This is a genomic window from Pseudomonas sp. IzPS59, from assembly GCF_014863505.1.
GTDB classification, from domain to species: Bacteria; Pseudomonadota; Gammaproteobacteria; order Pseudomonadales; family Pseudomonadaceae; genus Aquipseudomonas; species Aquipseudomonas kribbensis.
Window position 1 is genome coordinate 3,617,419 of record NZ_CP062251.1, and the last position, 24,853, is coordinate 3,642,271.

Here is a 24,853-nt window from a genome sequence, read left to right on the forward strand (position 1 = left end):
GGCCTCATGGGAGCTTGTCCACACAAGGCCCGGCGATTCGGCTTAGAGCGCTTCGCGTGAAGGCTTGCCGTCGACCAGTCGCTGAATCCGCAGCGGGTTGGCGTTTTTCAGCGGTTCCGGCAGCAGGCTGTCGGGGTAGTTCTGGAAGCACACCGGGCGCAGGAAACGATCGATGGCCAGGGTGCCGACCGACGTGCCGCGAGCATCGGACGTCGCCGGATACGGCCCGCCGTGGACCATCGAATCACACACCTCGACACCGGTCGGGTAACCGTTGAGCAGGATCCGCCCGACCTTCTGTTCCAGCAACGGCGTCAGTTCCGGGAACTGCACGAAGTCTGCCGGCTCGCCGATGAGGGTCGCCGTGAGCTGACCATGCAGCCCCAGCAGCGCCGCACTCAGTTGCGCCTGATCGGCCACTTCGACGATCACCGTGGTCGGGCCGAACACTTCTTCCTGCAGCACTTCATCGCCATTGATCAACAGACTGGCATCGGCCTTGAACAGTTGTGGCTGCGCCTGATTGCCCTGCTGCGGGTTGCCAGCCAGATGCTCGATGCCGGCATGCGCCAAGAGTTTTTCCAGACCTTTGCCATAGCTGCCAAGGGTCCCGGCATTGAGCATGGTTTGCGCCGGTTGATCGCCGATCAGCGCAGCGACTTGCTCAACAAACGCCGTGAACTGCGGCGAGCGAATGCCGATCACCAGGCCCGGGTTGGTACAGAACTGACCGCAGCCTTGCACCACCGAGGCGGTCAGATCACGGGCGACGGTTTCCGAACGCACGGCGAGGGCCTGGGGCAACACGATCACCGGATTGATGCTCGACATCTCGGCGAACACCGGGATCGGCTGCGCACGCGCGGCGGCCATGTCGCACAGTGCCCGTCCGCCCTTCAGCGAACCGGTAAAGCCGACGGCTTGAATGGCGGGATGCTTGACCAGCCACTCGCCGACGCCACCGCCATAGATCATGTTGAACACACCGGCCGGCATCGCGGTTTTTTCCGCCGCACGAATCACCGCGTCAGCCACGAGTTCGGCCGTGGCCATATGGCCGCTGTGGGCCTTGAACACCACCGGGCATCCGGCGGCCAGCGCCGATGCGGTGTCGCCGCCAGCGGTGGAGAATGCCAGCGGAAAGTTACTGGCGCCGAACACCGCCACCGGGCCGAGGCCGATGCGGTATTGACGCAGATCGGGACGCGGCAGCGGCTGGCGATCCGGCAGCGGCAGGTCGATGCGCGCACCGTAGAAATCACCGCGCCGCAGGACTTTGGCGAACAACCGCATCTGGCCGCTGGTGCGACCACGCTCGCCCTGAATCCGCCCGGCAGGCAGCGCGGTCTCACGGCAGACCACCGCGACAAAATCATCGCCCAGCGCATCCAGCTCATCGGCGATGGCATCGAGAAACTGCGCGCGTCGTTCGGCGCTCAGGCTGCGATAGGCCGGGTAGGCAGAAGCGGCAGCTTTGGCGGTGGCGTCCACTTCCTCCTGCGTCGCCTGAATGAAATCGTGAGGCAGCGCCTCGCCCGTCGTGGCGTCGATGCTCTGCAACTTGACGCTGCCCGCAGCGCTGCGACGGCCGCCGATGTAGTTGTGACCAAGAATCTGAGTCATGGGATCTCCTTAAAGGGTGCCGATGCTGTCCGGTTGAAAAACCGCTTCAACCGGTGCGATGCCGTTGACCAGCGGCGCGCCGAATTCGGCCTGGCTGATCTCGAACACGTCGCCGGGCTGTGTGCGAATGCCGTCTGCAAACGACAAGGTCGCGGTGCCGAAAAAGTGAATGTGCACATCGCCCGGACGCAGGAACTGGCTGTACTTGAAGTGGTGGTATTCGAGGTTCGCCAGGCTGTGGCACATGTTGGCCTCGCCGCTGAGGAACTCGTTCTGCCACAGCACTTCACCGTCGCGCAGGATGCGGCTGGTGCCGGCCAGATGTTGCGGCAATTCACCGACGCGCAGCTCCGGGCCGTAGCTGCAACTGCGCAGTTTCGAGTGGGCCAGGTACAGGTAATTCTTGCGCTCCATGACGTGATCGGAGAACTCGTTGCCGACCGCGAAACCGAGGCGATACGGCTTGCCGTCGTGGCCAATGATGTAGAGGCCCGCCATCTCCGGTTCTTCGCCAGCGTCTTCGGCAAACGGTGGGAGGGGGAATGGCTGACCGGGACGCACGACAATGCTGCCATCGCCCTTGTAGAACCATTCCGGTTGCACCCCGGCCTGCCCCGCCGCCGGTTTGCCGCCCTCCACACCCCACTTGAAGATGCGCATGGTGTCGGTCATCGCCGCTTCGTCGCCGGCCTGCTGGTGCATCTTGTCCCGGGCCGAGGCGCTGCCGAGGTGCGTGAGACCGGTACCGCTGACCAGCAGGTGCGCCGGGTCCGGGTGATCCAGCGGCGGCAGGATGCGCAGGTCTTTGAGTAACTGCGCGTAGTCGTGGCTGATACCGAGGCCGAGGGATTGCACTTGCTGCGCCAATGTACTGCCGGCTTCAATCGCGGCCAGGGCGAGATCACGGACCGTGCGCGCATCCTGCACTTCGCGCACCAGACTGCCCTCGACCACCCCGACACGGCGCTCGCCGTTACTTAATTCGAATTGAACCAGATGCATGATGCTCTCCTGTTGAAACAAATCAGATGCGCGTCGCACCGCGTGCACTTGCCGCAAACTGCTCGACCGGCAGCACATGTTTGCGCTCCAGCAATCGATAAACAACGCCCGTCAGAATCAGCCCGAACACCATCACCCCGGACAGGAAGTACAGGCCCGAAGCGAGGTTGCCGGTGTATTCCTTCAACGCGCCGATCACGAACGGTCCGATGTAACCGCCGAGGTTGCCCACCGAGTTGATCAAGGCAATGCCCGCCGCCGCACTGGCGCCGGCAAAGAACCGCCCCGGCAGCGTCCAGAACACCGCCGTGCAGGAAAACAGCGCGAACGCCACCAGACACAACGCCGCCAGTTGCGCCACCGGCAACGACAGCCATGCGCTGAGGAACAGGCCGAGGGCACCCAGCACGTAAAGCACCGCCAGATGCCCGTAGCGATCATTCATGCGGTCGGAACTGCGCGGCACGATCAGCAACCCGACGATGCCGAAGATGTACGGCACCGATGACACGAAACCGGTCACCAGATCGCTGCCGCCGAACTGTTTGATCAGGGTCGGCAGCCACAGGCCAAGTCCATAGATGCTCAGGGTCACCGGCAGATAGAACAGCGCCAGCAGCAACACACGTTTGTCTTTCAGCGCATGCAACGGATTGCCATGGCGGGTCTGGCCGTATTCCTGCAGATCCTTTTTCAGTTCGCCGGTCAACCAGTCCTTCTCGGCCTGATCCATCCACGTCACTTGCTGCGGGCCGTCCGGCAGCCAGCGCAACACCGGCCAGGTCAGCAGGATCGCCGGGGTGCCGATGACGATGAACAGCCATTGCCAGCCGTGCAGACCGAGGATGCCGTCCATGCCCAGCAGGCCGCCGGACACGGGGCCGGTGATCATCATCGCGATGGGTTGGGAAAGGATGAACAGCCCGAGGATCTTGCCGCGATGACGCACCGGGAACCATTGGGTGATGTAGTACAGAACGCCGGGAAAGAACCCCGCCTCCGCCGCGCCGAGCAGAAAGCGCATCACATAGAAACTGTGCGGGCCCTGGACGAAGGCCATGCCGATGGTGATCGCGCCCCAGGTGATCATGATCCGCGCGAACCAGCGCCGCGCACCGAAGCGTTCGAGCATCAGGTTGCTGGGGATTTCCAGCAGAAAGTAGCCAATGAAAAACAGCCCGGCGCCGAGGCCGTAGGCGGCGTCGCCGATGCCGATGTCGGCGCCCATGTGCAGCTTGGCGAAGCCGACGGCGGAGCGATCCACATAGGCGATCAGGTACAGCAGGATCAGGAAGGGAATCAGTTTCAGCGTGATGCGCCGGACAAGCCGCAGTTCCTGGCTCATGGGATCGCTCTCCGATTGTTGTTTTTATGGAACCTGCGGGGACGCCTCTCGCGGAAAATCGCCAGGGCCATCCCTCAATCGAAAACGACTATATAGTAATACTAATTACCCAACAACACTTCCAAAGCGCCGATTTTGCGCTTATGTTTAGCCGAAGCTCGCAAACAATAGTCTTACAATAAGAGAATCGATCATGTCTGATAAGCAACCCACCCTGCGCTCCGCCCAATGGTTTGGCACGGCCGACAAGAACGGCTTCATGTACCGCAGCTGGATGAAGAATCAGGGCATCGCCGACCATCAGTTCCATGGCAAGCCGATCATCGGCATCTGCAACACCTGGTCGGAGCTGACACCGTGCAACGCGCACTTCCGCCAAATCGCGGAGCATGTCAAACGCGGTGTGATCGAGGCCGGCGGCTTTCCGGTGGAATTCCCGGTGTTCTCCAACGGCGAATCGAACCTGCGCCCGACCGCCATGCTCACCCGCAACCTGGCGAGCATGGACGTCGAGGAAGCGATTCGCGGCAACCCGATTGACGGCGTGGTGCTGCTGACCGGTTGCGACAAGACCACCCCGGCGCTGCTGATGGGCGCAGCCAGTTGCGACGTGCCGGCCATCGTCGTCACCGGCGGACCGATGCTCAACGGCAAGCACAAGGGCAAGGACATTGGTTCCGGCACCGTGGTCTGGCAGCTCAGCGAACAGGTCAAGGCCGGCACCATCACCATCGACGACTTCCTGGCGGCCGAGGGCGGCATGTCCCGCTCGGCCGGCACCTGCAACACCATGGGCACGGCGTCGACCATGGCCTGCATGGCCGAGGCACTGGGCACTTCCCTGCCCCACAACGCGGCGATTCCGGCGGTGGATGCGCGACGTTATGTGCTGGCGCATATGTCCGGCATGCGTGCGGTGGAAATGGTGCGTGAAGACTTGAAGCTGTCGAAGATCCTGACCAAGGAGGCCTTCGAAAACGCGATCCGGGTCAACGCAGCGATTGGCGGTTCGACCAACGCGGTGATTCACCTCAAAGCCATCGCCGGGCGCATTGGCGTCGAGCTGGATCTGGACGACTGGACCCGCATCGGTCGCGGCATGCCGACCATTGTCGACCTGCAACCGTCCGGGCGTTTCCTGATGGAGGAGTTCTACTATGCGGGCGGCTTGCCGGCGGTGCTGCGGCGTCTTGGTGAGGCCAATCTGATTCCGAATCCGGACGCGCTGACCGTCAACGGCAAATCCATTGGCGAGAACACCAAGGACGCACCGATCTACGGCGAAGACCAAGTGATCCGCACTCTCGACAACCCGATCCGTGCTGACGGCGGGATCTGCGTGTTGCGCGGCAACCTGGCGCCGCTGGGCGCGGTGCTCAAGCCATCAGCCGCAACGCCGGAACTGATGCAACACCGTGGCCGCGCCGTGGTGTTCGAGAACTTCGACATGTACAAGGCGCGCATCAATGACCCGGAACTGGACGTCGATGCGAACTCGATTCTGGTGATGAAAAACTGCGGGCCGAAGGGTTATCCGGGCATGGCCGAAGTCGGCAACATGGGGTTGCCGACCAAGCTGCTGGCCCAGGGTGTGACGGATATGGTGCGCATTTCCGATGCGCGGATGAGCGGCACGGCGTACGGCACCGTCGTATTGCACGTCGCCCCGGAAGCGGCGGCCGGCGGGCCTTTGGCGGCGGTCAAGGAAGGTGACTGGATCGAGCTGGACTGCGCCAGCGGGCGTTTGCATCTGGACATTCCTGACGCTGAACTGGCAGCGCGCATGGCGGATCTGCAACCGCCGCAGCAATTGCTGGTGGGGGGGTATCGTCAGTTGTACATCGATCATGTGCTGCAAGCGGATCAGGGATGTGATTTTGATTTCCTGGTTGGTTGCCGAGGGGCTGAAGTCCCCCGCCACTCCCATTAACACCGCCGTCCTCTGTGGGAGCTGGCTTGCCAGCTCCCGCATTTGTTTTGTATCTGCCTCAAGATTGTGTGGTGCCTGCTATGATGCGCGGCATCTCCATCGCTCAGGATCGTGCCGCTCCCCATGGATTACCGCAAACCTTCCGACCGCAAAAGCATGCACTCGCGCATCGTCCAGGAACTGGGCATGCAGATCGTCTCCGGCCGTTTTCTGCCTGACGACAAACTGCCCGCCGAAGCCTTGCTCTGCGAGGAATACGCGGTCAGTCGACCGGTGTTGCGCGAAGCCACGCGGGTGTTGGTGGCCAAGGGGCTGGTGTACTCGAAGCCGCGGGTCGGCACCGTGGTCAAGCCGCGCCGCGAATGGCACATGCTCGACCCGGACGTGCTGCACTGGCTGATGCAAAGCAGCCCGCAGAATGAATTCTTCAATGTGCTGACCAGTGTGCGCAGCATCATCGAACCGGCCGCCGCCGCCCTCGCCGCCCAGCACGCCACGGATGCCGACATCGCTGCCATCGGCGAAGCCTACCAACGCATGGAAGCCGCACCGACCCCGGAAGCCTTGCTGCAACCGGATCTGGACTTCCACAGCCGCATCGCCGATGCGACCCACAACGACTTGCTGGCGAACCTGTGCAACATGCTGTCGGTAGCGATTGCCGAGGCGTTGAAGCATTCGAACCAGCGGCCGAATCTGCATGAACTGGCGTTGCCTCGGCACAAGGCGATATTGACCGCGATCGAGAACCGGGATGCGTTGGGGGCTCGGCATGCGACGCTGGTGCAGTTGGATGATGCGCGGAGTGCACTTAGCGTCGTGCTCGGCACTGAACTCTCTTAAGCCTTTAGACCGCCTGCCCTCACCCTAGCCCTCTCCCAGAGGGAGAGGGAACTGACCGCGATGTCTTGCGTGATACATCGACCTGAAAAACCGAGTCGATTATGGATTCAAAGCAAATCGTTCACGTCGGTGTATCTATCCAATATCCCCCATTCGGTCCCCTCTCCCTCCGGGCGGTCCGACGTTTCGGGAGGGCTAGAGTGAGGGGCTTTTGATCTTGCACCATAAAAAAAGCCGCAACCCTTGGGTTGCGGCTTTTTCGTTTCAGCCAACTGGATCAGTGAGCAAACAACGAATTCCCCTTCTGCCCCGCCAGTTTTTCCGGCTTGATCAGGAACTTGGCCAGTGCCGGCAGCAGCCACAGCGCACCGAACATGTTCCACAACAGCATGAAGGTCAGCATCAGGCCCATGTCGGCCTGGAACTTGATCGCCGAGAAGATCCAGGTGCACACGCCGATGGCCAGGCACAGACCGGTGAACAGCACCGCTTTACCGGTGGATTTCAGGGTCTGGTAATAGGCTTCCTGCAACGGCAGGCCGGCACGCAGGAAACTTTCCAGACGGCTGTAGATGTAGATGCCGTAGTCCACGCCGATCCCCACGCCCAGCGCCACCACCGGCAAGGTTGCGACCTTGACGCCGATGCCCATGAACGCCATCAGCGCGTTGCCCAGTACCGAGGTCAGCACCAGCGGCAGCACGATGCACAGGGTCGCCGCCCAGGAGCGGAAGGTGATCATGCACATCACCGCCACGCAGATGTACACCAGAATCAAGATGGTCAGTTCAGCCTGCTTGATGACTTCGTTGGTGGCCGCTTCGATCCCGGCGTTACCGGCCGCGAGGATAAATTCCAGACCGTCCTTGTTGTTGTCCTTGGCGAATTCCTGCACGGCTTTCACCGCACGGTCCAGGGTTTCAGCCTTGTGATCGTTGAGGAACACCAGCACCGGCGCCAGCGAGCAACTGTTGTTGTACAGGCCATCGGCACGGGCGATGGAGTTGTTCAGCACGTCCGGGTTGCGCGACAGGGTTTCCCATTTCAGGTTGCCCTCGTTCATGCCCTTGATCATCTGCTTGGACACGGTCACCAGCGAGATCGCAGACTGCACGCCCTCGGTGTTCTGCATCTTCCACATCAGCTCGTCGATCGGCGCCATCGCTTCATAACGCGAGCAGCCTTCGGACTTGGTCTTGACCATCACCACCAGTACGTCGGAGCTGGTGGAATAGTTGTTGATGATGAAGTTGTTGTCCTTGTTGTAGCGCGAGTCCGGACGCAGTTCCGGCGCGCCCTGGTCGAGGTCGCCGATCTTCAGGTTCTGGCTGTACCAGAGGCCGCCACCGAAGGCGATCAGGGCCAGGGCGATGGACACTGGTGCGACTTTCGGGCTGGCGAAATTCGACAGCAGGCGCCAGAACGGGTGCTCGCGGTTCGCGTCCTTCTTGCTCTTGGCGATGGCGCGCTTGCTGATGCCGACATAGGAAATCGCCACCGGCAGCAGGATCAGGTTGGTGAACACGATCACCGCCACGCCGATGGACGCGCCGATGGCCAGTTCACGGATCACGCCGATGTCGATGATCAGCAGTGTGATGAAGCCCACCGCATCCGCGAGAATCGCGATCATCCCCGGCAGGAACAGTTGCCGGAACGTGCGCCGCGCGGCGGTCAGGGCGTTGTCCGCTTCGCTCGATTGCAGGGCGATACCGTTGATCTTCTGCACGCCATGGGAAATCCCGATGGCGAAGATCAGGAACGGCACCAGCATCGAATACGGATCGAGGCCGAACCCGAAGAAATGCATCAACCCCAGTTGCCAGACCACCGCCACCAGCGTGGTGCTCAACACCGCCACGGTGCTGCGCAGGCAGTTGGTGAACCACAGCAGAAGGATCAGGGTGATGACGAAGGCAATGCCGAAGAACATCACCACCATCACCAGACCATCGATCAGGTCACCGACCTTCTTGGCGAAACCGACGATGTGGATCTTGACGTTGGGGTTCTGCGCTTCAAACTTGTTGCGGATCTTGTCTTCCAGTTCATGGGAGAACTGGCGGTAGTCCAGCGCCAGCAATTTGCCCTGGTCCTGCGGGTCCGGGTAGGACTCCAGCAGCGGGATGTCGACGATGCTCGACTTGAAGTCGTTGGCCACCAGACGCCCGACCTGACCCGACTTGAGCACGTTGTTGCGCAGCATGTCGAGGCTGTCCTGGGAGCCGTCGTAGCTCTGCGGAATCACTTCACCGCCGGCGAAACCTTCCTCGGTCACTTCGGTCCAGCGCACGCTCGGGCTCCACAGCGACTTCAGGCCGGAACGGTCGACGCCGGAGATATAGAACACCTCGTCGTTGATCTGGCGCAGGGTCTCCATGTACTCCCTGGAGAAGATGTCACCGTCCTTGGCCTCCACCGAAATGCGCACGGTGTTGCCCAGGTTCGTCAGATCGTTGCGGTGCTCCATCATCTTCTCGATGAACGGATGCTTGAGCGGGATCATTTTTTCGAAGCTGGTGGACGGGCGGATCAGCGTCGCCTGCCAGAACAGGAAAATACTGACCAGCAGGCAGATCACGATCACTGCCGGGCGGTTGTTGAAGATCAGGCGTTCGAGGAACGTCGCCTTGTCCTGATGATGAGTGCTCAAGGAAGTCATAGCCCCGCCTTCTTATTATTGATTCGGCTCATTTGCCCAGCTCGGTGCCGTTGGGCGTGGTGGTGTGGACGCCACCCTGCCCGCTCAGGATCAGGTTGCCGTTGCCGGCGGCGGTGACCGACGACAGCGAGATGCGATCCGGGCGGTTGAACACGCTGAAGGTTTCACCGTTGTCGCTGCTGCTGATCACCGTGCCGCCGTTGCCGACGATGATGATGGAGCCGTCGTCGAGCCGCGTGGCGCCGGACAGGCCGAATTCCAGCGCGCCGCGTGCAGCCTTGAGTTCAACCTGCTGCCAGGTGCTGCCGAAATCGGTGGAGCGGTAGAGGTTGCCGCGCAGTCCGTAGGCCAGCAGCGTGGAAGGCTGGGCGGTGCCGATCACACCGAACAGCGAGCCTTGATACGGGCCTTCGATTTTTTCCCAGGTCTGGCCCCAGTCCGCGGAGCGGAACATAGCGCCCTGCTCGCCCACGATGAACAGCCCGGCGTCCTTGACGGCGGCGATGGCATTGAGGTGGAACTGGTCCTGGTTGTCGAGGCGGTCACTGACGTCTTGCCAGTTTTTGCCACCGTCGGTGGTTTCCAGCAAGGCGCCGTAGGCACCTACGGCCAGGCCGTTGCTGAGGTCCTTGAACCAGAGATCGAGCAACGGCGATTCGCGCTTGAGGTCTTCGAACTGTTTGGTCCAGGTCTGGCCGCCGTCTTCGCTGGCGAGGATCTGCGCGTCATGGCCGACGGCCCAGCCATGCTTGTCGTCGACGAAATACACGGCCGTCAGCAACTGGCGGCTCGGCACCTTGGCCTGGGTCCAGGACTTGCCCTGGTCGTCGGAGTAGAGAATGTGCCCGCGATCCCCGACCGCCACCAGCCGTGAACCGGCGTGAACGACATCGAGCATCAGGCTTTTCGGGGCCTTGGCCGATTCGATGGCGTAGACCACGTCGGCGGGCGCTTCGGCAGCCAGGACAGGCGCCGACAAGGTGGCAAAGCCCAGCAGAGAGAGTGCTGTGGCCAGCAACGCGGTGTTGCGTAACGCCGGCGGGCGGCAACGACTCATAGACCTTCCCCTATTTATTATTGTTAGGCCGTTCGGCCTTCAAGGGCGCCGCAAGTGTGCTCCGGCGACGGCTGGTCAGAAGCATAGTCCTGAAACCCGCAATCCAGAGCCACTTCGGAAGCTGGCCCATCCTATCGGGCATTCGAAACGTCTGACAATCGGCGCAACGTTATCTTTTGTTAACCGAAAGGGATTACAGCGGCGGCTGAATGCGCGGGCATTCGTCCGACTGATGGAAGGGAATCTTGCGTAGGGGACTTGCACGATCGGTATTATGGTATACCATAAGACGCACAGACACTCTTTATCCCCTACGGAGCAGCTCATGAGTTTCGAAATTCGCAAGATCGTCAGCTATGTCGAAGAGACCTTCATTGAAGGCGGCAAGGCTTCCGACACCCCGGTGACCATGGTTGGCCTGGCCGTCGTGATGAAGAACCCATGGGTCGGCAACGGCTTTGTCGAAGACCTCAAGCCGCAGATCCGCGCCAATTGCTCCGACCTCGGCGCAATGATGGTCGAGCGTCTGGTGGGCATCATCGGCGGCGCCGAGAAGATCGAGGCTTACGGCAAGGCTGCGGTGGTCGGCGCCGATGGCGAAATAGAGCACGCCTCGGCGGTGATCCACACCCTGCGCTTCGGCAACCACTATCGCGAAGCGGTCAAGGCCAAGAGCTACCTGAGCTTCACCAACAAGCGCGGCGGTCCGGGCACTTCGATCCAGATCCCGATGATGCACAAGGACGACGAAGGCCTGCGCTCGCACTACATCACCCTGGAAATGCAGATCGAAGACGCTCCGCGCGCCGACGAAATCGTCGTGGTGCTCGGTTGCGCCGACGGTGGTCGCCTGCACCCGCGCATCGGCAACCGCTACATCGATCTGGAAGAACTGGCCGCCGAAAAAGCCCAGTAATCACAATAAAAAGGCATTGCAGGAGCGCTCCATGATTCGGCCTACCGCTGAACTCACCCCGGCCGGCACCAGTTATCTGGCGACCGGCCAGGGCCAACCCGTGGTGTTGATCCACGGCGTGGGCCTGAACAAAGAAATGTGGGGCGGCCAGATCGTTGGCCTGGCCACGCAATACCGGGTGATCGCCTACGACATGCTCGGCCATGGCGCCAGCCCGCGTCCGACCAGCGGCACCGCCCTGCTCGGTTATGCCGATCAGTTGCTGGAGCTGCTCGACCACCTGCAATTGCCGCTGGCGTCGGTGATCGGTTTTTCCATGGGCGGTCTGGTGGCGCGGGCGTTTGCCCTGCATTACCCGGAACGCCTGAAAAGCCTGGTGGTGCTCAACAGCGTGTTCAACCGTAGCGAAGAGCAGCGCGCCGGGGTCATCGCCCGCACCGCCCAAGCCGCCGAGCACGGGCCGGACGCGAATGCCGAAGCGGCACTGTCGCGCTGGTTCAGCCGTGAATACCAGGCGGCCAACCCGGCGCAGATCGCCGCGATTCGCCAGACCCTGGCCGGCAATGATCCGCAGGGTTACCTGACCACCTACGAATTGTTCGCCACCCAGGACATGTACCGCGCCGACGACCTGGGCAGCATCCAGGCGCCGACGCTGATCGCCACCGGCGAGCTGGACCCCGGATCGACCCCGGAAATGGCCGAGCAACTGGCCGCGCGCATTCCCGGCGCGAAGGTTGCCGTGCTGCCCGAGCAACGGCATATGATGCCGGTAGAGTCGCCTCGGCTGGTGAACCAGACGCTGCTGGAATTTCTCGAAACCGCACACGCCCGACAAAACCATATAAAGGGGATCGTTGCATGACACTCGCACGCTTCCAGATGTGCATCGGCGGAGAATGGGTCGACGCCCTCTCCGGCAAGACCTTCGAAAGCCTCAACCCGGCACTGGCCGAGCCTTGGGCCGAACTGCCTGACGCCGATGAGGCCGATGTAGAACGCGCCGTGCAAGCCGCGCAAACCGCCTTCGACAGCCCGGCATGGCGCGGCCTGACTGCCACCGCGCGCGGCAAACTGCTGCGTCGCCTCGGTGACCTGATCGCCGAAAACAAGGAACAACTGGCGCAGCTGGAAAGCCGCGACAACGGCAAACTGATCCGCGAAACCCGGGGTCAGGTCGGTTATCTGCCGGAGTTTTTCCACTACACCGCCGGCCTCGCCGACAAGCTCGAAGGCGGCACCCTGCCGCTGGACAAGCCCGACCTGTTTGCCTACACCGTGCACGAAGCCATGGGTGTGGTTGCGGCGATCATTCCGTGGAACAGCCCGCTTTATCTGACCGCGATCAAACTGGCACCAGCACTGGCCGCCGGTAACACCATCGTGATCAAACCATCGGAACACGCCTCGGCGACCATTCTGGAGCTGGCGCGCCTGGCCCTCGAAGCCGGGATTCCGCCGGGGGTGGTCAACGTCGTCACCGGCTACGGCCCGAGCACCGGCGGCGCCCTCACCCGCCATCCGTTGATCCGCAAGATCGCCTTCACCGGCGGCGCGGCCACGGCCCGGCATGTGGTGCGCAGCAGCGCCGAGAACTTCGCCAAGCTGTCGCTGGAACTGGGCGGCAAGTCGCCGAACATCATCTTCGCCGACGCCGATCTCGACAGCGCGATCAACGGTGCGATTGCCGGGATCTACGCGGCATCGGGTCAGAGCTGTGTATCCGGTTCGCGACTGCTGGTGCAGGACGAGATCTACGACGAGTTCGTCAGCCGACTGGTGGAACGCGCCCAGCGCATCCGCATCGGCAACCCGCAGGACGACAGCAGCGAAATGGGCCCGATGGCCACCGCGCAGCAACTGGCCGTGGTCGAAGGTCTGGTGGCCGATGCCATCGCCGAAGGCGCGCGTCTGCGTCTGGGTGGCAAGCGGCCGAGCGGTGTGGGCGACGGCTGGTTCTATGAACCGACGCTGTTCGAGTGCGACCGTAACTCGATGAAAATCATGCAGGAAGAAGTGTTCGGTCCGGTGGCCTCAGTCATCCGCTTCAAGGACGAAGCCGAAGCGCTGGCGATTGCCAACGACTCGCAGTTCGGCCTTGCCGCCGGCATCTGGACCCGTGACCTGGGCCGTGCCCATCGCCTGGCCCGGGACGTGCGCTCGGGGATCATCTGGGTCAATACCTACCGCGCGGTGTCGGCGATGGCACCGATCGGCGGCTTCAAGAACAGTGGCTATGGACGCGAAAGCGGCATCGATTCGGTGCTGGCCTACACCGAACTGAAAACGGTGTGGATCAACCTCTCTCAGGCACCGATGCCTGATCCGTTTGTGATGCGCTAGGAGTCCTGCGACATGATCGAACCCGGCATTTACAAAGACGTCATGAGCTCGTTTCCGTCCGGGGTCACGGTGGTCACCACCCTCGACCCGGACGGCGGCATCGTCGGGATCACCGCCAGCGCCTTCAGTGCGCTGTCGATTGATCCGGCGCTGGTGCTGTTCTGCCCCAACTACGCCTCTGACACTTATCCGGTGCTGCGCGACAGCAAGCGTTTCGCGATCCATTTGCTGTCCGCCGACCAGACCGCCGAGGCCTACGCCTTCGCCGGCAAAGGCAAGGACAAGGCCAACGGCATCGACTGGCACTTGAGCGAACTGGGTAACCCGATCCTCGCCAAGGCCACGGCGATCATCGAGTGCGAATTGTGGCGCGAATACGACGGTGGCGATCACGCGATCATCGTCGGTGCGGTGAAGAACCTGATCCTGCCGGCGCAGCCGGTGACGCCGATGATTTATCACAAGGGCAAGCTCGGCGCCTTGCCGACACTGGGCTGAGCGGAGGACACATGAGCAACGAAAAGTATGAGCAAGGCCTGAAGATCCGCACCCAGGTGCTCGGCGAAGCCTATGTGCAGCGCTCGATCGAGAACGCCGACGACTTCACCCGCCCGCTGCAGGAAATGGTCACCGAATACTGCTGGGGCCATGTCTGGGGGCGCGAGGGTCTGTCGCTCAAGGAGCGCAGTATGATCAACCTGGCGATGATCTCTGCGCTGAACCGCCCGCACGAACTCAAGCTGCATGTGCGCGGCGCCTTGCGTAACGGCCTGAGTCGTGAGCAAATACGCGAAATTCTGCTTCAGGTCGGTATTTATTGCGGCGTCCCGGCAGCCGTGGACAGTTTCCGGCTTGCCCGTGAAGCCTTCGCCGAAGCCGACGCCGAGGCCTCCAGTTAACCCCTCGGCTGTTTGAATGCCCGTCTGGCATGGACAGCCAACTTAAAGAGCGGACCCCATGAAACGCCTGCCACTCGACGACAGCTTCAAGGTCAATCGCAACCCCGTCACCCTGCGCGAAATCGTGCTGGATAAACTGCGAAGCGCCATCATGAACTTCCAGCTGCTGCCGGGCGATCGCCTGGTAGAGCGCGATCTGTGCGATCGCCTGGGCGTGAGCCGTACGTCGGTGCGCGAAGCCTTGCGTCACCTGGAATCCGAAGGACTGGTGGAGTTCGCCGACGCCAAAGGCCCGCGCGTGGCAATCATCACCCTCGCCGATGCCGTCGACATCTATGAGCTACGCTGCGTGCTCGAAGGCCTGATCGTCCAGCTGTTCACCCTGCGCGCCAAGGCCAAGGACATCAAGGCGCTGGAAAAAGCCCTCGACGAGAACCGCAAGGCGCTCAAGGACGGCGAGCTGCAACAGGTGATCGACTCGGTGCAGGGTTTCTACGACGTACTACTCGAAGGCTCGGGCAACCATGTCGCGGCCACCCAGTTGCGTCAGTTGCAGGCGCGTATCAGCTACCTGCGGGCGACGTCGGTATCCCAGGAAAACCGTCGCGGCGCGAGCAACCAGGAAATGGAAAAAATGGTCGAGGCGATCAAGAGCGGCGACGCACTCGCGGCGCATCAGGCCTGCGTCGATCACGTCCGCGCTGCGGCTGCCGTGGCCCTCGAGTACCTCAAGCGTAAACAGGAAGAGACCGGTGCCACACCGGCGATCACCCTGCCCATCGCGCTGAAAGAACCACGCATAGGTCACTGACATGTTCAGCCCGAGCTTTTGCCCGAAATGCGGTGGCGCCGACCTCGGTCAGCAAGTGCCGCCGGGCGATACGCACGAGCGCCTGATGTGCCGCGGCTGCGGCTACATCCACTATGTAAACCCGAAGATCATCGCCGGCTGCATCATCGAGCAGGACGGCAAATACCTCTTGTGCCAACGGGCGATCCCCCCGCGCCCGGGCACCTGGACCCTGCCCGCCGGTTTCATGGAAAGCGGCGAAACCACCGAACAGGCCGCCCTGCGCGAAGTCTGGGAAGAAAGCGGCGTACGCGCGGAGATCGTCTCGCCGTATTCGATCTTCAGCGTGCCGAAGATCAGCGAGGTCTACATCATCTTCCGCGCCCTCGCGGTGGAGATCACCGGCCAGTACGGCCCGGAAACCCGGGACTGCAAATTCTTCGCCCCCGAAGACATCCCGTGGGAGCAGATCTACTACCCGGCGATCCGGCAGATCCTCGAACGCTACATCGAGGAACGCCAGGCCGGGGTGTATGGCATGTACATGGGCAATGACGACAGCGGCAAGATTCATTTCATGCGTTGATTAAACGTCACTTGCCAGAGATGCAGAGCTGGGCCCGGGTCCTCGACAGCTGTTCACTCAATCCGGCATCGCACGAATGATATCCGCCAAATCATCCTTGGTGATTTCATTGGCTTTGAGAGCAGCGGAGATATCTTTTTTGGAGAGCGGGAAACGCTTGAAAATGTCTTTCAAGGTATCGGCATCAATATTGGCCAGCCAAAGAGGATCGATAAAGGAACCGCCATACTCAGGCTTCATTGGGACCTCTTCGTGGGCAATGGCACCTTTGTGATTCAGATACACCACATAACGATCGTGCCCTTCAGGAAAGCTTTTATCGTGATATAGCGTTGTTCCCATCGGCAGGACATAGTAATTGTCATCGCCGCCTTGCCCTTCGATCAGCAGTGGCTCTTTGGTTTTAATCATCTCCAGATCGCGTCCCTTCGCACTGTTCCCGAAAATCAGCAAAGCCAGAAAGACTGCATTTACAAATAGAGCAGCCACCAGCCAGAGGCCTACTCGCCTACCTGCAAACATTCCTTTTGTCATGCGCATCAATATTCCCTTAGAGCACTTCGTGCAAAACCGCAGGCATTAAATTCCTTCCGACGGTCGATCTCCTGATCCAGAGAAAATATCAAAAGACCGCGGCCGCGTTCGATTCTGTAGTTCCTGCGGGTTTGCAGGCAAGACGTTACGGCGCCATCCCTTCCACAATAATGATCTCCGCCCTCGCCCACTCCTCGCGGTAGCTTCTCGCCTCCTGATACGCCGCCGAGTGGTAGCACGCCACTGCCTGCTCGTAGCTGTCGAACTCGATCACCACGCTGCGCTGTGGCGTCGTCCGCCCTTCCATCGCTTCGCTGCGCCCGCCTCTGGCTAAAAACTTCGCACCGAACTCGGCGAACGCTTTCGGCGCGCGCTGGGTGTATTGGCTGTAGTGATCGGGATCGGTGATGTCCACGTGAGCAATCCAGTACGCCTTCATAGTGACCTCTTGGTTGAATTTGTATTATGGTATACCACGAATTTCACTCAAATCGAGAGTCCAGCATGGCCTTCAACAGCATCGAAGAAATCATCGAAGATTATCGCCTCGGCAAAATGGTGTTGCTGGTCGATGACGAAGACCGGGAAAACGAAGGCGACCTGCTGCTGGCCGCTGATCGTTGCACGCCCGAGGCGATCAGTTTCATGGCCCGTGAGGCCCGGGGGCTGATCTGCCTGACCCTGACTGACGATCATTGCCAGCGCCTGGGGCTGGAGCAGATGGTGCCGAGCAATGGCAGCGTGTTCAGTACCGCGTTCACGGTTTCCATCGAAGCGGCAGTCGGCGTGACTACGGGCATTTCTGCTGCCGACCGCGCTTGCACGGTGGCCGCTGCGGTGGCGCCGAACGCACGCGCTGAAGACCTGGTGCAGCCTGGCCATATCTTTCCGCTGCGCGCCAAGGAAGGTGGCGTGCTGACCCGGGCCGGTCACACCGAGGCTGGTTGTGATCTGGCGCGGCTGGCGGGTTTCACGCCGGCCTCGGTGATCGTCGAGGTGATGAACGACGACGGCACCATGGCCCGTCGTCCGGATCTGGAAGTCTTTGCCCGCAAGCACGGAATCAAGATCGGCACCATCGCCGACCTGATCCACTATCGCCTGAGCACCGAACACACCATCGAGCGCATCGGCGAACGGGAGTTGCCGACGGTGCATGGCACCTTCCGTTTGATCACCTTCGAAGACCGCATCGAGGGTGGCGTGCACATGGCGATGGTCATGGGTGAATTACGCCGTGAGGAACCGACGCTGGTGCGCGTGCATGTGATCGATCCGTTGCGGGATCTGGTCGGCGCCGAATACAGCGGGCCGACGAACTGGACGTTGTGGGCGGCGCTGCAACGGGTCGCGGCCGAGGGCCATGGCGTGGTCGTGGTGCTGGCCAATCATGAATCGTCGCAGGCGTTGCTCGAGCGGGTGCCGCAACTGACTCAGCCGCCACGGCAGTTCAGCCGATCGCAATCGCGGATCTATTCGGAGGTCGGCACCGGGGCGCAGATTCTGCAGAACCTGGGCGTCGGCAAGCTGCGCCACCTGGGCCCGCCGCTGAAATATGCCGGGTTGACCGGCTACGATCTTGAGGTGGTCGAGAGCATTCCGTTCACCGAATAACCCTGTTTGCCAGATAGCCGGTAAGGCAAAGTGCTTGCACAAAGTTTGGAATACCATAATATGATATTCCATAGACCGGACGACTTGAAAAACCGTCCAGCTACTGCTCCCGACAGGCGGGCAACAACGCAAGCCCGCTCAAAAACACAACAATGAGGGCGTAAAAATGGTGTTGAACAAAGCTGCAACCGCGATCTTTCTTGCGGGACTGCTGAGCGTGACCGGTCAGGCCGCGATGGCCGCCGAGAGTGTGAACTTTGTCAGCTGGGGCGGTAGCACCCAGGATGCGCAGAAACAGGCCTGGGCCGATCCGTTCAGCAAGGCCAGCGGCATCACCGTCGTGCAGGACGGCCCGACCGACTACGGCAAACTCAAGGCCATGGTCGAAAGCGGCAACGTGCAATGGGACGTGGTCGACGTCGAAGCCGACTTCGCCCTGCGCGCCGCCTCCGAAGGCCTGCTCGAACCCCTCGATTTCAAACAGATCCAGCGCGACAAGATCGACCCGCGTTTCGTCAGCGACTACGGCGTCGGTTCGTTCTTCTTCTCCTTTGTCCTCGGCTACAACGAGGGCAAACTCGGCGCCAGCAAGCCGCAGGACTGGAGCGCGCTGTTCGACACCAAGACTTACCCCGGCAAACGCGCCCTGTACAAATGGCCGAGCCCCGGCGTGCTCGAATTGGCTCTGCTCGCCGACGGCGTACCGGCCGACAAGCTCTACCCGCTGGACCTGGATCGCGCCTTCAAGAAACTCGACACCATCAAAAAAGACATCGTCTGGTGGGGCGGCGGCGCGCAGTCGCAGCAACTGCTGGCTTCCGGTGAAGCGAGCATGGGCCAGTTCTGGAACGGCCGGATTCATGCCCTGCAGGAAGACGGCGCACCGGTCGGCGTGAGCTGGAAACAGAACCTCGTAATGGCCGACATCCTGGTGGTGCCTAAGGGCTCGAAAAACAAGGACGCGGCGATGAAGTTCCTGGCCAGCGCCAGCAGCGCGAAGGGTCAGGCCGACTTCTCCAACCTGACCGCCTACGCCCCGGTCAACGTCGACAGTGTGCAGCGTCTGGACTCGACGCTGGCCCCGAACCTGCCGACTGCCTACGCTAAGGATCAGATCACTCTTGATTTCGCGTACTGGGCCAAGAACGGCCAGGCCATCGCGACACGGTGGAACGAATGGCTGGTCAAATGAAAATGGCGGCCACCGCGTCCCGTCCCTCCACTGCCACCGGGAGCGCCGCCAGCGCTGCCGGGTCGGCCGCCGGAAAAAAGGCCAGTGCCATGGCGCCAGCCCCGTCCCTCAAGCAACGCTGGCGCGGCGCCGGCAACCTCGCGCCGGCGCTGCTGTTCCTCGGCCTGTTCTTTCTCGCGCCGTTGATTGGCCTGCTGTTGCGCGGCGTGCTGGAACCGGTGCCGGGCCTTGGCAACTACGAACAACTGTTCGCCAACTCGGCGTACGCCCGGGTGCTGTTCAACACCTTTTCGGTGGCGGGACTGGTGACGGTGTTCAGCCTGCTGCTGGGCTTTCCGCTGGCCTGGGCAATTACTCTGGTGCCACGGGGCTGGGGCCGCTGGATCCTCAACATCGTGCTGCTGTCGATGTGGACCAGCCTCCTCGCCCGCACTTATTCGTGGCTGGTGCTGTTGCAGGCTTCGGGCGTCATCAATAAAGCCTTGATGGCCATGGGCATCATCGATCAGCCGCTGGAAATGGTGCACAACCTGACCGGCGTGGTGATCGGCATGAGCTACATCATGATCCCGTTCATCGTGCTGCCGTTGCAGGCGACCATGCAGGCCATCGACCCGATGATCCTGCAGGCCGGCTCGATCTGCGGCGCCAGCCCGTGGACCAACTTCTTCCGGGTGTTCCTGCCGCTGTGCCGGCCGGGTCTGGCGTCCGGCGGGTTGATGGTGTTCGTGATGTCGCTCGGTTACTACGTCACCCCGGCGCTGCTGGGCGGGGCGCAGAACATGATGCTGCCGGAGTTCATCATTCAGCAGGTGCAATCGTTCCTCAACTGGGGTCTGGCCAGCGCCGGCGCCGCGTTGCTGATCCTCATCACCCTGGTGCTGTTCTACTTCTACCTGAAGCTTCAGCCGGAATCCCCGGTTGGCGCCAGTAACGCGAGGTAAGCCGACATGCTCCTGACTCCCAATGCCATGAGCCGCCGGATGCGCTTCGGCCTGTACGCCACCACCGGGCTGATCGCGCTGTTTCTGCTGCTGCCGATCGTGTTCATCGTGCTGCTGTCGTTCGGCTCGTCCCAATGGCTGGTGTTCCCGCCTCCGGGCTGGACGCTGAAATGGTACGGCCAGTTCTTCTCCAACGCCGACTGGATGAACGCAGCGGCCGCCAGCCTCAAGGTTGCGGTGCTGACCACGATCTGCGCCGTGGCCCTCGGTTTGCCGACTGCCTTTGCACTGGTGCGCGGGCGCTTTCCCGGCCGGGAAATGCTCTACGGCCTGTTCACCCTGCCGATGATCGTGCCGCTGGTGATCATCGCCGTGGCGGTGTACGCGCTGTTCCTCAAGCTCGGCTACACCGGGACGATGTTCGCCTTCGTCGTCAGCCATGTGATCGTCGCGCTGCCGTTCACCATCATCTCGATCATCAACTCGCTGAAGCTGTTCGATCAGTCGATTGAAGACGCGGCGGTGATCTGCGGTGCGTCACGCCTGCAAGCGGTGTTCAAGGTGACCTTTCCGGCGATTCGTCCGGGCATGGTGGCCGGCGCCCTCTTCGCCTTTCTGGTTTCGTGGGACGAAGTGGTGCTCAGCGTGATGATGGCCAGCCCGACCCTGCAAACCCTTCCCGTGAAAATGTGGACCACCCTGCGCCAGGACCTGACGCCCGTGATCGCCGTCGCTTCGACGCTGCTGATCGGTCTGTCGGTGTTGGTCATGGTGATCGCCGCCGCTCTGCGCCGGCGCAACGAAATCAGCGCCTGAGCGCCAGGAGTACGACATGAGTGCCGTGATCAAAGACGCATCCCAGCAGAACGACAAACCCCTGGTCAGCCTGCGTAACCTGAACAAGCACTACGGCGATTTCGCGGCCGTGGACAACATCTCGCTGGACATCAGGGACGGCGAATTCCTGACCTTCCTCGGCTCCAGCGGCTCGGGCAAAAGCACTACGCTGTCGATGCTCGCCGGGTTCGAAACCCCGAGCAGCGGCGAGATCCTGGTCAACGGTCAGTCGCTGGTCAACGTGCCGCCGCACAAACGCGACATCGGCATGGTGTTCCAGCGTTACTCGCTGTTCCCGCATCTGTCGGTGCGCGACAACATCGCGTTCCCGCTGGCGATTCGCAAACTCGCGGCGGCCGAGCGTGACAAACGTGTCGATGCGATGCTGAAACTGGTGCAACTGGAGCAGTTCGCCCATCGCCGTCCTTCGCAACTGTCCGGCGGCCAGCAGCAACGGGTCGCCATCGCCCGTGCGCTGGTTTACGAGCCGCGCATTCTGCTGATGGACGAACCCCTCGGCGCACTCGACAAAAAACTGCGCGAAGACCTCCAGGATGAATTGCGCCAACTGCACCGGCGCCTTGGCATCACCATCGTCTACGTGACCCACGATCAGGAAGAAGCCATGCGCCTGTCCCAGCGCATCGCGATTTTCAGTCACGGCAAGATTGTCGGGCTCGGCAGCGGTTATGACCTGTACCAGAATCCGCCGAATGCGTTTGTGGCGTCGTTCCTCGGCAACTCGAACTTCCTCAAGTTCAAGGCACAGGGCAACGGCGCGGCGAGTTTTGAAGGGCAATCGCTGTCGATTCGCCTGACTGCCGGATTGCAGACCGGGCAGGATGTTTTGCTGATGGTGCGTCCGGAAAAGGCTTTGGCGTTGAGTGTGCAGCAAGCGGCCAGCGAGCCGTTGGCGGCCGGTTGGAACGAGGTTTCGGCGAAGGTGGTCGAGGTGCTGTTTCTGGGCGAGAGCCAGACTTGCAGTGTGGTCACGTCCGGCGGGACTTCGATGACGGTGAAGGCATTGTCGGCGGCGGGGATGCCGTTGAAGGCTGGGGATCCGGTACGGGTACGCTGGGCGACTGCCGATGCTTGTGTCTACACCGAGTGGGCCGAAAGCGACTTGAACAAAGCCGCGGGTGCTCACTGACCTGCGGACATTTCGCGTGTTACTTGCGGCCACCGCAACGTCGGGTTGCGGTGGCCTTTTTTTAAGCGATGGCCGTCAAACCTTCGATCTGATCAGGCCAGGCCGTCAACACCTCAAACCCGTCCTCCGTCACCGCCACCATGTGCTCCCACTGCGCCGACAGCGAGCCATCCTTGGTCAGCACGGTCCAGCCATCCGGCATGTTCTTCACATGGCGCTTGCCGGCGTTGAGCATCGGTTCGATGGTGAAGATCATCCCCGCCTTCAGCTTCAGGCCCTGATTCGGATATCCGTAATGCAGCACTTGCGGCTCATCGTGATAGACCTTGCCGATCCCGTGCCCGCAGTACTCGCGCACCACACTGAAACCTTCGCGCTCCGCCAGGCTCTGGATCGCATGACCGATGTCACCCAGGGTGGCGCCCGGACGCACCACGCGGATGCCGGCACACATGGCCTCGTAGGTGGTCTTGATCAGATGCTGCGCCTCGGGCGAGGCCTCGCCGACCACGTACATGCGGCTGGTGTCACCGAACCAGCCGTCCTTGATCACGGCGATGTCGAGGTTGAGGATGTCGCCATCCTTCAACGGCGTGCCCGACGGGATGCCGTGACAGACTACGTCGTTGACCGACGCGCAGACGGTTTTCGGGAAGCCGTGATAACCGACGTTGGCCGGAATGGCTTTCTGCACATTGACGATGTAGTCGTTGCACAACTGATCGAGCTGATCGGTGGTGACCCCGGCCTTGACGTGGGGCACCAGCATCGCCAGCACCTCGGCGGCCAATTGCGCAGCCACACGGGATTGGGCGATCTCGGCCCGGGTGTTGATCTTGATCGGGTTTCTCATGCCTTGGCTGCCTCTTGAACCGGGATGTTCTGCGCGGCGTCGGCCAGGGCACAGATTTGTTGCAGATCCAGACCACCCGCTTGCTCGGCGCGAATCAGCAAGCGGCAGATGGCGTGGTGATCGAGGTCGGGATACAGCTCGGCGAGCATGCCGATGCGCATCCAGTGCTCGGCCTGCGCGTTGATCGAGCGGCTGAGTGCATTGCTGGAGATGCGCAGGTTTTCGTGCATGTCCTCTGAAATCTTTACGATGCCCATGGCAAAATCCGATATGGAATATATATGGAACGTATATTAATCGGGCATTCCTTCGAATTGCAAATTTCGCTGACGAGTCAAATCGCAGGCAAAAAAAAGCTGCCAAAGTTGGCAGCCAAAATCATGAAAAGCACGCGATGTATTGAGGGCAAGTATGGGCACCCGATAATGACAGTGTCATGACAACACTAAATTCATTGAACCGCCCTCCCCGCGTCATCAGGTTGTCATCGAAGCCATTGCAGAATCCTCGCAAACCGCCCGGGCCTGGGGCGGTGGTTTTTGCAAGGATTCCCATGAAAGAAGACGCCTCGCTGTTTGCTGCCATCGATCTCGGTTCGAATGCGTTTCGCATGATGATCGGTCAGTCGGTCCGCAGCAGAAAGGGCTTCATGATTCAGGAAGTGAAAACCTTGCGTGAACCGGTGCGGCTGGCGGAAGGATTCGATGGCCGGGCGCTCGACGAGATGGCACTGGATCGCGGCTGGCAGGCCCTGGCGCGGTTCGGCAAAAAGCTGCGCGGTTTCGAGCCGGGTCGTGTGCGGGCGGTGGCCACCAGCGCCGTGCGCGAGGCCGACAATGCGCAGTTGTTTCTCGGCAGTGCGGAGCGGCATCTTGGCTTTCGCATCGATGTGATTTCCGGGCACGAAGAAGCGCGTCTGGTCTACGCCGGTGTGGCCCACACCTTGCCGGTTGCCGATGACATGCGTCTGGTGGTCGACATTGGCGGCGGCTCCACCGAACTGATCCTCGGCCAGGGTTCGCAACCGTTGCTGACCGAAAGTATCGCCATCGGCAGCGGCACCCTGAGCGCACGCTACTTTCGCAATGGCGACATTTCCCCGGGCGCCCTGCAAGAGGCCGAACGGGTGGCCATCCTGCAATTCGAAAAGGTCGCCCGCCGCTATCGCGCCCAGGGCTGGCAGCAGACTATCGGCTCCTCAGGCACGGCACGGATGTTGGCCAAAGTGCTCAAAGCCAATCGCCTGAACGACTTCGGTCAGGGCGGCATCACCTACGGCGGCCTGCTGCGGCTGTCGCTTCGCCTGCTGGAAGTCAGCAATGTGCGGCAATTGAAACTCGCCGGCCTGCAATCCCATCGCCAGAGCATCCTGCCCGGCGGTCTTGTCGTCATGCTCGCCGCCTTCAAGGTGTTCGGCATCGCGCAAATGGAACCATCGGAACCCGGTTTGCGGCTGGGAGTTCTGCACGGTCTGATGAGCAACCACTGATCGGTTTTCGCTGCCGGATATTCACCGTCAGATCAAGCCGTTCATGACGCTGAAGACGCCCTTTGAATACTCGATGACGCCTCTGTGTAAACCTCGGTAAATCGCTTACTTCCCTTCTCTGATTTCGTTCTATGGTTAGATCGAAATGGCTGAATTGCACGCTGACTAATGGTTGCGACAGTTGATGTCTGCGCCTATGTTGCACGCGAGCTTTTCCCCCGCGAATGGAACGCGATCAACACCA

At 61.5% G+C, this 24,853-nt stretch carries 24 protein-coding genes; 15 read left to right on the top strand and 9 right to left on the bottom strand.

Annotation, left to right across the window (positions count from 1 at the left end; genetic code table 11):
• Nucleotides 1–42: 42 nt before the first annotated feature.
• Genes IF189_RS16065 through IF189_RS16075 form a run of 3 tightly spaced genes read right to left on the bottom strand, consistent with a single transcriptional unit; the run spans nt 43 to nt 3,970 of the window.
• A complete protein-coding gene (locus IF189_RS16065) occupies nt 43–1,623 on the bottom strand; it encodes an aldehyde dehydrogenase (NADP(+)) (protein WP_192551891.1) in 1,581 nt (526 codons plus the stop codon).
• 9 nt (nt 1,624–1,632) lie between these two features.
• Complete coding sequence (araD1, locus tag IF189_RS16070; protein WP_192551892.1) at nt 1,633–2,625, bottom strand: AraD1 family protein; 993 nt, start codon at nt 2,623–2,625, stop codon at nt 1,633–1,635.
• A gap of 22 nt (nt 2,626–2,647) precedes the next feature.
• Complete coding sequence (locus IF189_RS16075; protein WP_192551893.1) at nt 2,648–3,970, bottom strand: MFS transporter; 1,323 nt, start codon at nt 3,968–3,970, stop codon at nt 2,648–2,650.
• A 193-nt stretch (nt 3,971–4,163) separates the two neighbouring features.
• Between IF189_RS16075 and IF189_RS16080 the strand changes: the two genes are divergently transcribed.
• Both IF189_RS16080 and IF189_RS16085 read left to right on the top strand, forming a co-directional pair.
• Nucleotides 4,164–5,900, top strand: coding sequence for an IlvD/Edd family dehydratase (locus IF189_RS16080; protein WP_192551894.1), 1,737 nt, complete (start codon nt 4,164–4,166; stop codon nt 5,898–5,900).
• A 123-nt stretch (nt 5,901–6,023) separates the two neighbouring features.
• The gene (locus IF189_RS16085) at nt 6,024–6,743 is read left to right on the top strand and encodes a FadR/GntR family transcriptional regulator (RefSeq protein ID WP_085711331.1); all 720 of its coding nucleotides are present in this window, start codon (nt 6,024–6,026) and stop codon (nt 6,741–6,743) included.
• A 277-nt stretch (nt 6,744–7,020) separates the two neighbouring features.
• Here IF189_RS16085 and IF189_RS16090 read toward each other — a convergent pair whose 3' ends face one another.
• Both IF189_RS16090 and IF189_RS16095 read right to left on the bottom strand, forming a co-directional pair.
• A complete protein-coding gene (locus tag IF189_RS16090) occupies nt 7,021–9,405 on the bottom strand; it encodes an efflux RND transporter permease subunit (RefSeq protein WP_134826446.1) in 2,385 nt (794 codons plus the stop codon).
• A 28-nt stretch (nt 9,406–9,433) separates the two neighbouring features.
• Entirely contained in the window at nt 9,434–10,462 is a 1,029-nt protein-coding gene (locus IF189_RS16095; protein ID WP_134826445.1) for a WD40/YVTN/BNR-like repeat-containing protein, read from the bottom strand.
• A gap of 325 nt (nt 10,463–10,787) precedes the next feature.
• Between IF189_RS16095 and IF189_RS16100 the strand changes: the two genes are divergently transcribed.
• Genes IF189_RS16100 through IF189_RS16130 form a run of 7 tightly spaced genes read left to right on the top strand, consistent with a single transcriptional unit; the run spans nt 10,788 to nt 15,996 of the window.
• The gene (locus IF189_RS16100; protein WP_007957412.1) at nt 10,788–11,378 is read left to right on the top strand and encodes an amino acid synthesis family protein; all 591 of its coding nucleotides are present in this window, start codon (nt 10,788–10,790) and stop codon (nt 11,376–11,378) included.
• A gap of 31 nt (nt 11,379–11,409) precedes the next feature.
• Nucleotides 11,410–12,243: an alpha/beta fold hydrolase gene (locus IF189_RS16105; protein ID WP_134826444.1), complete on the top strand. Its 834-nt coding sequence runs from the start codon at nt 11,410–11,412 to the stop codon at nt 12,241–12,243.
• Nucleotides 12,240–13,721, top strand: coding sequence for an aldehyde dehydrogenase (locus tag IF189_RS16110; RefSeq protein WP_192551895.1), 1,482 nt, complete (start codon nt 12,240–12,242; stop codon nt 13,719–13,721). The genes IF189_RS16105 and IF189_RS16110 overlap by 4 nt, the downstream gene beginning before the upstream one ends.
• A gap of 12 nt (nt 13,722–13,733) precedes the next feature.
• A complete protein-coding gene (locus tag IF189_RS16115) occupies nt 13,734–14,219 on the top strand; it encodes a flavin reductase family protein (RefSeq protein ID WP_085711335.1) in 486 nt (161 codons plus the stop codon).
• Nucleotides 14,220–14,230: 11 nt separating this feature from the next.
• On the top strand, nt 14,231–14,620 hold the full coding sequence (locus IF189_RS16120) for a carboxymuconolactone decarboxylase family protein (RefSeq protein ID WP_007957404.1): 390 nt from the start codon (nt 14,231–14,233) through the stop codon (nt 14,618–14,620).
• Between the two features lie 58 nt (nt 14,621–14,678).
• Nucleotides 14,679–15,431: a GntR family transcriptional regulator gene (locus IF189_RS16125; RefSeq protein ID WP_134826442.1), complete on the top strand. Its 753-nt coding sequence runs from the start codon at nt 14,679–14,681 to the stop codon at nt 15,429–15,431.
• Between the two features lies 1 nt (nt 15,432).
• A complete protein-coding gene (locus IF189_RS16130) occupies nt 15,433–15,996 on the top strand; it encodes an NUDIX hydrolase (protein ID WP_192551896.1) in 564 nt (187 codons plus the stop codon).
• Nucleotides 15,997–16,053: 57 nt separating this feature from the next.
• Here IF189_RS16130 and IF189_RS16135 read toward each other — a convergent pair whose 3' ends face one another.
• The gene (locus IF189_RS16135; RefSeq protein WP_225739905.1) at nt 16,054–16,536 is read right to left on the bottom strand and encodes a hypothetical protein; all 483 of its coding nucleotides are present in this window, start codon (nt 16,534–16,536) and stop codon (nt 16,054–16,056) included.
• A 139-nt stretch (nt 16,537–16,675) separates the two neighbouring features.
• Nucleotides 16,676–16,969 (bottom strand): DUF1330 domain-containing protein, encoded by a 294-nt coding sequence (locus IF189_RS16140; RefSeq protein WP_192551897.1) that lies wholly within the window; start codon nt 16,967–16,969, stop codon nt 16,676–16,678.
• A 65-nt stretch (nt 16,970–17,034) separates the two neighbouring features.
• Between IF189_RS16140 and ribBA the strand changes: the two genes are divergently transcribed.
• The 5 genes from ribBA (at nt 17,035) to IF189_RS16165 (ending at nt 22,267) form a co-directional block, all read left to right on the top strand.
• Nucleotides 17,035–18,144 carry a bifunctional 3,4-dihydroxy-2-butanone-4-phosphate synthase/GTP cyclohydrolase II gene (ribBA, locus tag IF189_RS16145; RefSeq protein ID WP_085711338.1) on the top strand — a complete coding sequence of 370 codons (1,110 nt, stop codon included), beginning with the start codon at nt 17,035–17,037 and terminating at the stop codon, nt 18,142–18,144.
• Nucleotides 18,145–18,310: 166 nt separating this feature from the next.
• On the top strand, nt 18,311–19,336 hold the full coding sequence (locus IF189_RS16150; protein ID WP_119426278.1) for an ABC transporter substrate-binding protein: 1,026 nt from the start codon (nt 18,311–18,313) through the stop codon (nt 19,334–19,336).
• Nucleotides 19,333–20,280: an ABC transporter permease gene (locus IF189_RS16155; RefSeq protein WP_178083431.1), complete on the top strand. Its 948-nt coding sequence runs from the start codon at nt 19,333–19,335 to the stop codon at nt 20,278–20,280. The genes IF189_RS16150 and IF189_RS16155 overlap by 4 nt, the downstream gene beginning before the upstream one ends.
• Nucleotides 20,281–20,286: 6 nt before the next feature.
• A complete protein-coding gene (locus tag IF189_RS16160; RefSeq protein ID WP_085711341.1) occupies nt 20,287–21,096 on the top strand; it encodes an ABC transporter permease in 810 nt (269 codons plus the stop codon).
• A 16-nt stretch (nt 21,097–21,112) separates the two neighbouring features.
• A complete protein-coding gene (locus tag IF189_RS16165; protein WP_192551898.1) occupies nt 21,113–22,267 on the top strand; it encodes an ABC transporter ATP-binding protein in 1,155 nt (384 codons plus the stop codon).
• 61 nt (nt 22,268–22,328) lie between these two features.
• Here IF189_RS16165 and map read toward each other — a convergent pair whose 3' ends face one another.
• Both map and IF189_RS16175 read right to left on the bottom strand, forming a co-directional pair.
• A complete protein-coding gene (gene map, locus IF189_RS16170; RefSeq protein WP_192551899.1) occupies nt 22,329–23,120 on the bottom strand; it encodes a type I methionyl aminopeptidase in 792 nt (263 codons plus the stop codon).
• Nucleotides 23,117–23,377, bottom strand: coding sequence for a ParD-like family protein (locus tag IF189_RS16175; protein WP_085711344.1), 261 nt, complete (start codon nt 23,375–23,377; stop codon nt 23,117–23,119). The genes map and IF189_RS16175 overlap by 4 nt, the downstream gene beginning before the upstream one ends.
• A gap of 296 nt (nt 23,378–23,673) precedes the next feature.
• Between IF189_RS16175 and IF189_RS16180 the strand changes: the two genes are divergently transcribed.
• Nucleotides 23,674–24,609: a Ppx/GppA family phosphatase gene (locus tag IF189_RS16180; RefSeq protein ID WP_114883616.1), complete on the top strand. Its 936-nt coding sequence runs from the start codon at nt 23,674–23,676 to the stop codon at nt 24,607–24,609.
• Nucleotides 24,610–24,853: the final 244 nt, after the last annotated feature.

Coding starts and splice junctions, on each gene's coding strand:
- IF189_RS16155 (WP_178083431.1), top strand. CDS start 19,333: ATGAAAATGGCGGCCACCGCGTCCCGTCCCTCCACTGCCACCGGGAGC.
- IF189_RS16100 (WP_007957412.1), top strand. CDS start 10,788: ATGAGTTTCGAAATTCGCAAGATCGTCAGCTATGTCGAAGAGACCTTC.
- IF189_RS16075 (WP_192551893.1), bottom strand. CDS start 3,970: ATGAGCCAGGAACTGCGGCTTGTCCGGCGCATCACGCTGAAACTGATT.
- IF189_RS16130 (WP_192551896.1), top strand. CDS start 15,433: ATGTTCAGCCCGAGCTTTTGCCCGAAATGCGGTGGCGCCGACCTCGGT.
- IF189_RS16065 (WP_192551891.1), bottom strand. CDS start 1,623: ATGACTCAGATTCTTGGTCACAACTACATCGGCGGCCGTCGCAGCGCT.
- IF189_RS16140 (WP_192551897.1), bottom strand. CDS start 16,969: ATGAAGGCGTACTGGATTGCTCACGTGGACATCACCGATCCCGATCAC.
- IF189_RS16115 (WP_085711335.1), top strand. CDS start 13,734: ATGATCGAACCCGGCATTTACAAAGACGTCATGAGCTCGTTTCCGTCC.
- IF189_RS16095 (WP_134826445.1), bottom strand. CDS start 10,462: ATGAGTCGTTGCCGCCCGCCGGCGTTACGCAACACCGCGTTGCTGGCC.
- IF189_RS16165 (WP_192551898.1), top strand. CDS start 21,113: ATGAGTGCCGTGATCAAAGACGCATCCCAGCAGAACGACAAACCCCTG.
- map (WP_192551899.1), bottom strand. CDS start 23,120: ATGAGAAACCCGATCAAGATCAACACCCGGGCCGAGATCGCCCAATCC.
- IF189_RS16150 (WP_119426278.1), top strand. CDS start 18,311: ATGGTGTTGAACAAAGCTGCAACCGCGATCTTTCTTGCGGGACTGCTG.
- IF189_RS16135 (WP_225739905.1), bottom strand. CDS start 16,536: ATGCGCATGACAAAAGGAATGTTTGCAGGTAGGCGAGTAGGCCTCTGG.
- IF189_RS16090 (WP_134826446.1), bottom strand. CDS start 9,405: ATGACTTCCTTGAGCACTCATCATCAGGACAAGGCGACGTTCCTCGAA.
- IF189_RS16160 (WP_085711341.1), top strand. CDS start 20,287: ATGCTCCTGACTCCCAATGCCATGAGCCGCCGGATGCGCTTCGGCCTG.
- IF189_RS16180 (WP_114883616.1), top strand. CDS start 23,674: ATGAAAGAAGACGCCTCGCTGTTTGCTGCCATCGATCTCGGTTCGAAT.
- IF189_RS16080 (WP_192551894.1), top strand. CDS start 4,164: ATGTCTGATAAGCAACCCACCCTGCGCTCCGCCCAATGGTTTGGCACG.
- ribBA (WP_085711338.1), top strand. CDS start 17,035: ATGGCCTTCAACAGCATCGAAGAAATCATCGAAGATTATCGCCTCGGC.
- IF189_RS16105 (WP_134826444.1), top strand. CDS start 11,410: ATGATTCGGCCTACCGCTGAACTCACCCCGGCCGGCACCAGTTATCTG.
- IF189_RS16085 (WP_085711331.1), top strand. CDS start 6,024: ATGGATTACCGCAAACCTTCCGACCGCAAAAGCATGCACTCGCGCATC.
- IF189_RS16110 (WP_192551895.1), top strand. CDS start 12,240: ATGACACTCGCACGCTTCCAGATGTGCATCGGCGGAGAATGGGTCGAC.
- IF189_RS16125 (WP_134826442.1), top strand. CDS start 14,679: ATGAAACGCCTGCCACTCGACGACAGCTTCAAGGTCAATCGCAACCCC.
- IF189_RS16120 (WP_007957404.1), top strand. CDS start 14,231: ATGAGCAACGAAAAGTATGAGCAAGGCCTGAAGATCCGCACCCAGGTG.
- IF189_RS16175 (WP_085711344.1), bottom strand. CDS start 23,377: ATGGGCATCGTAAAGATTTCAGAGGACATGCACGAAAACCTGCGCATC.
- araD1 (WP_192551892.1), bottom strand. CDS start 2,625: ATGCATCTGGTTCAATTCGAATTAAGTAACGGCGAGCGCCGTGTCGGG.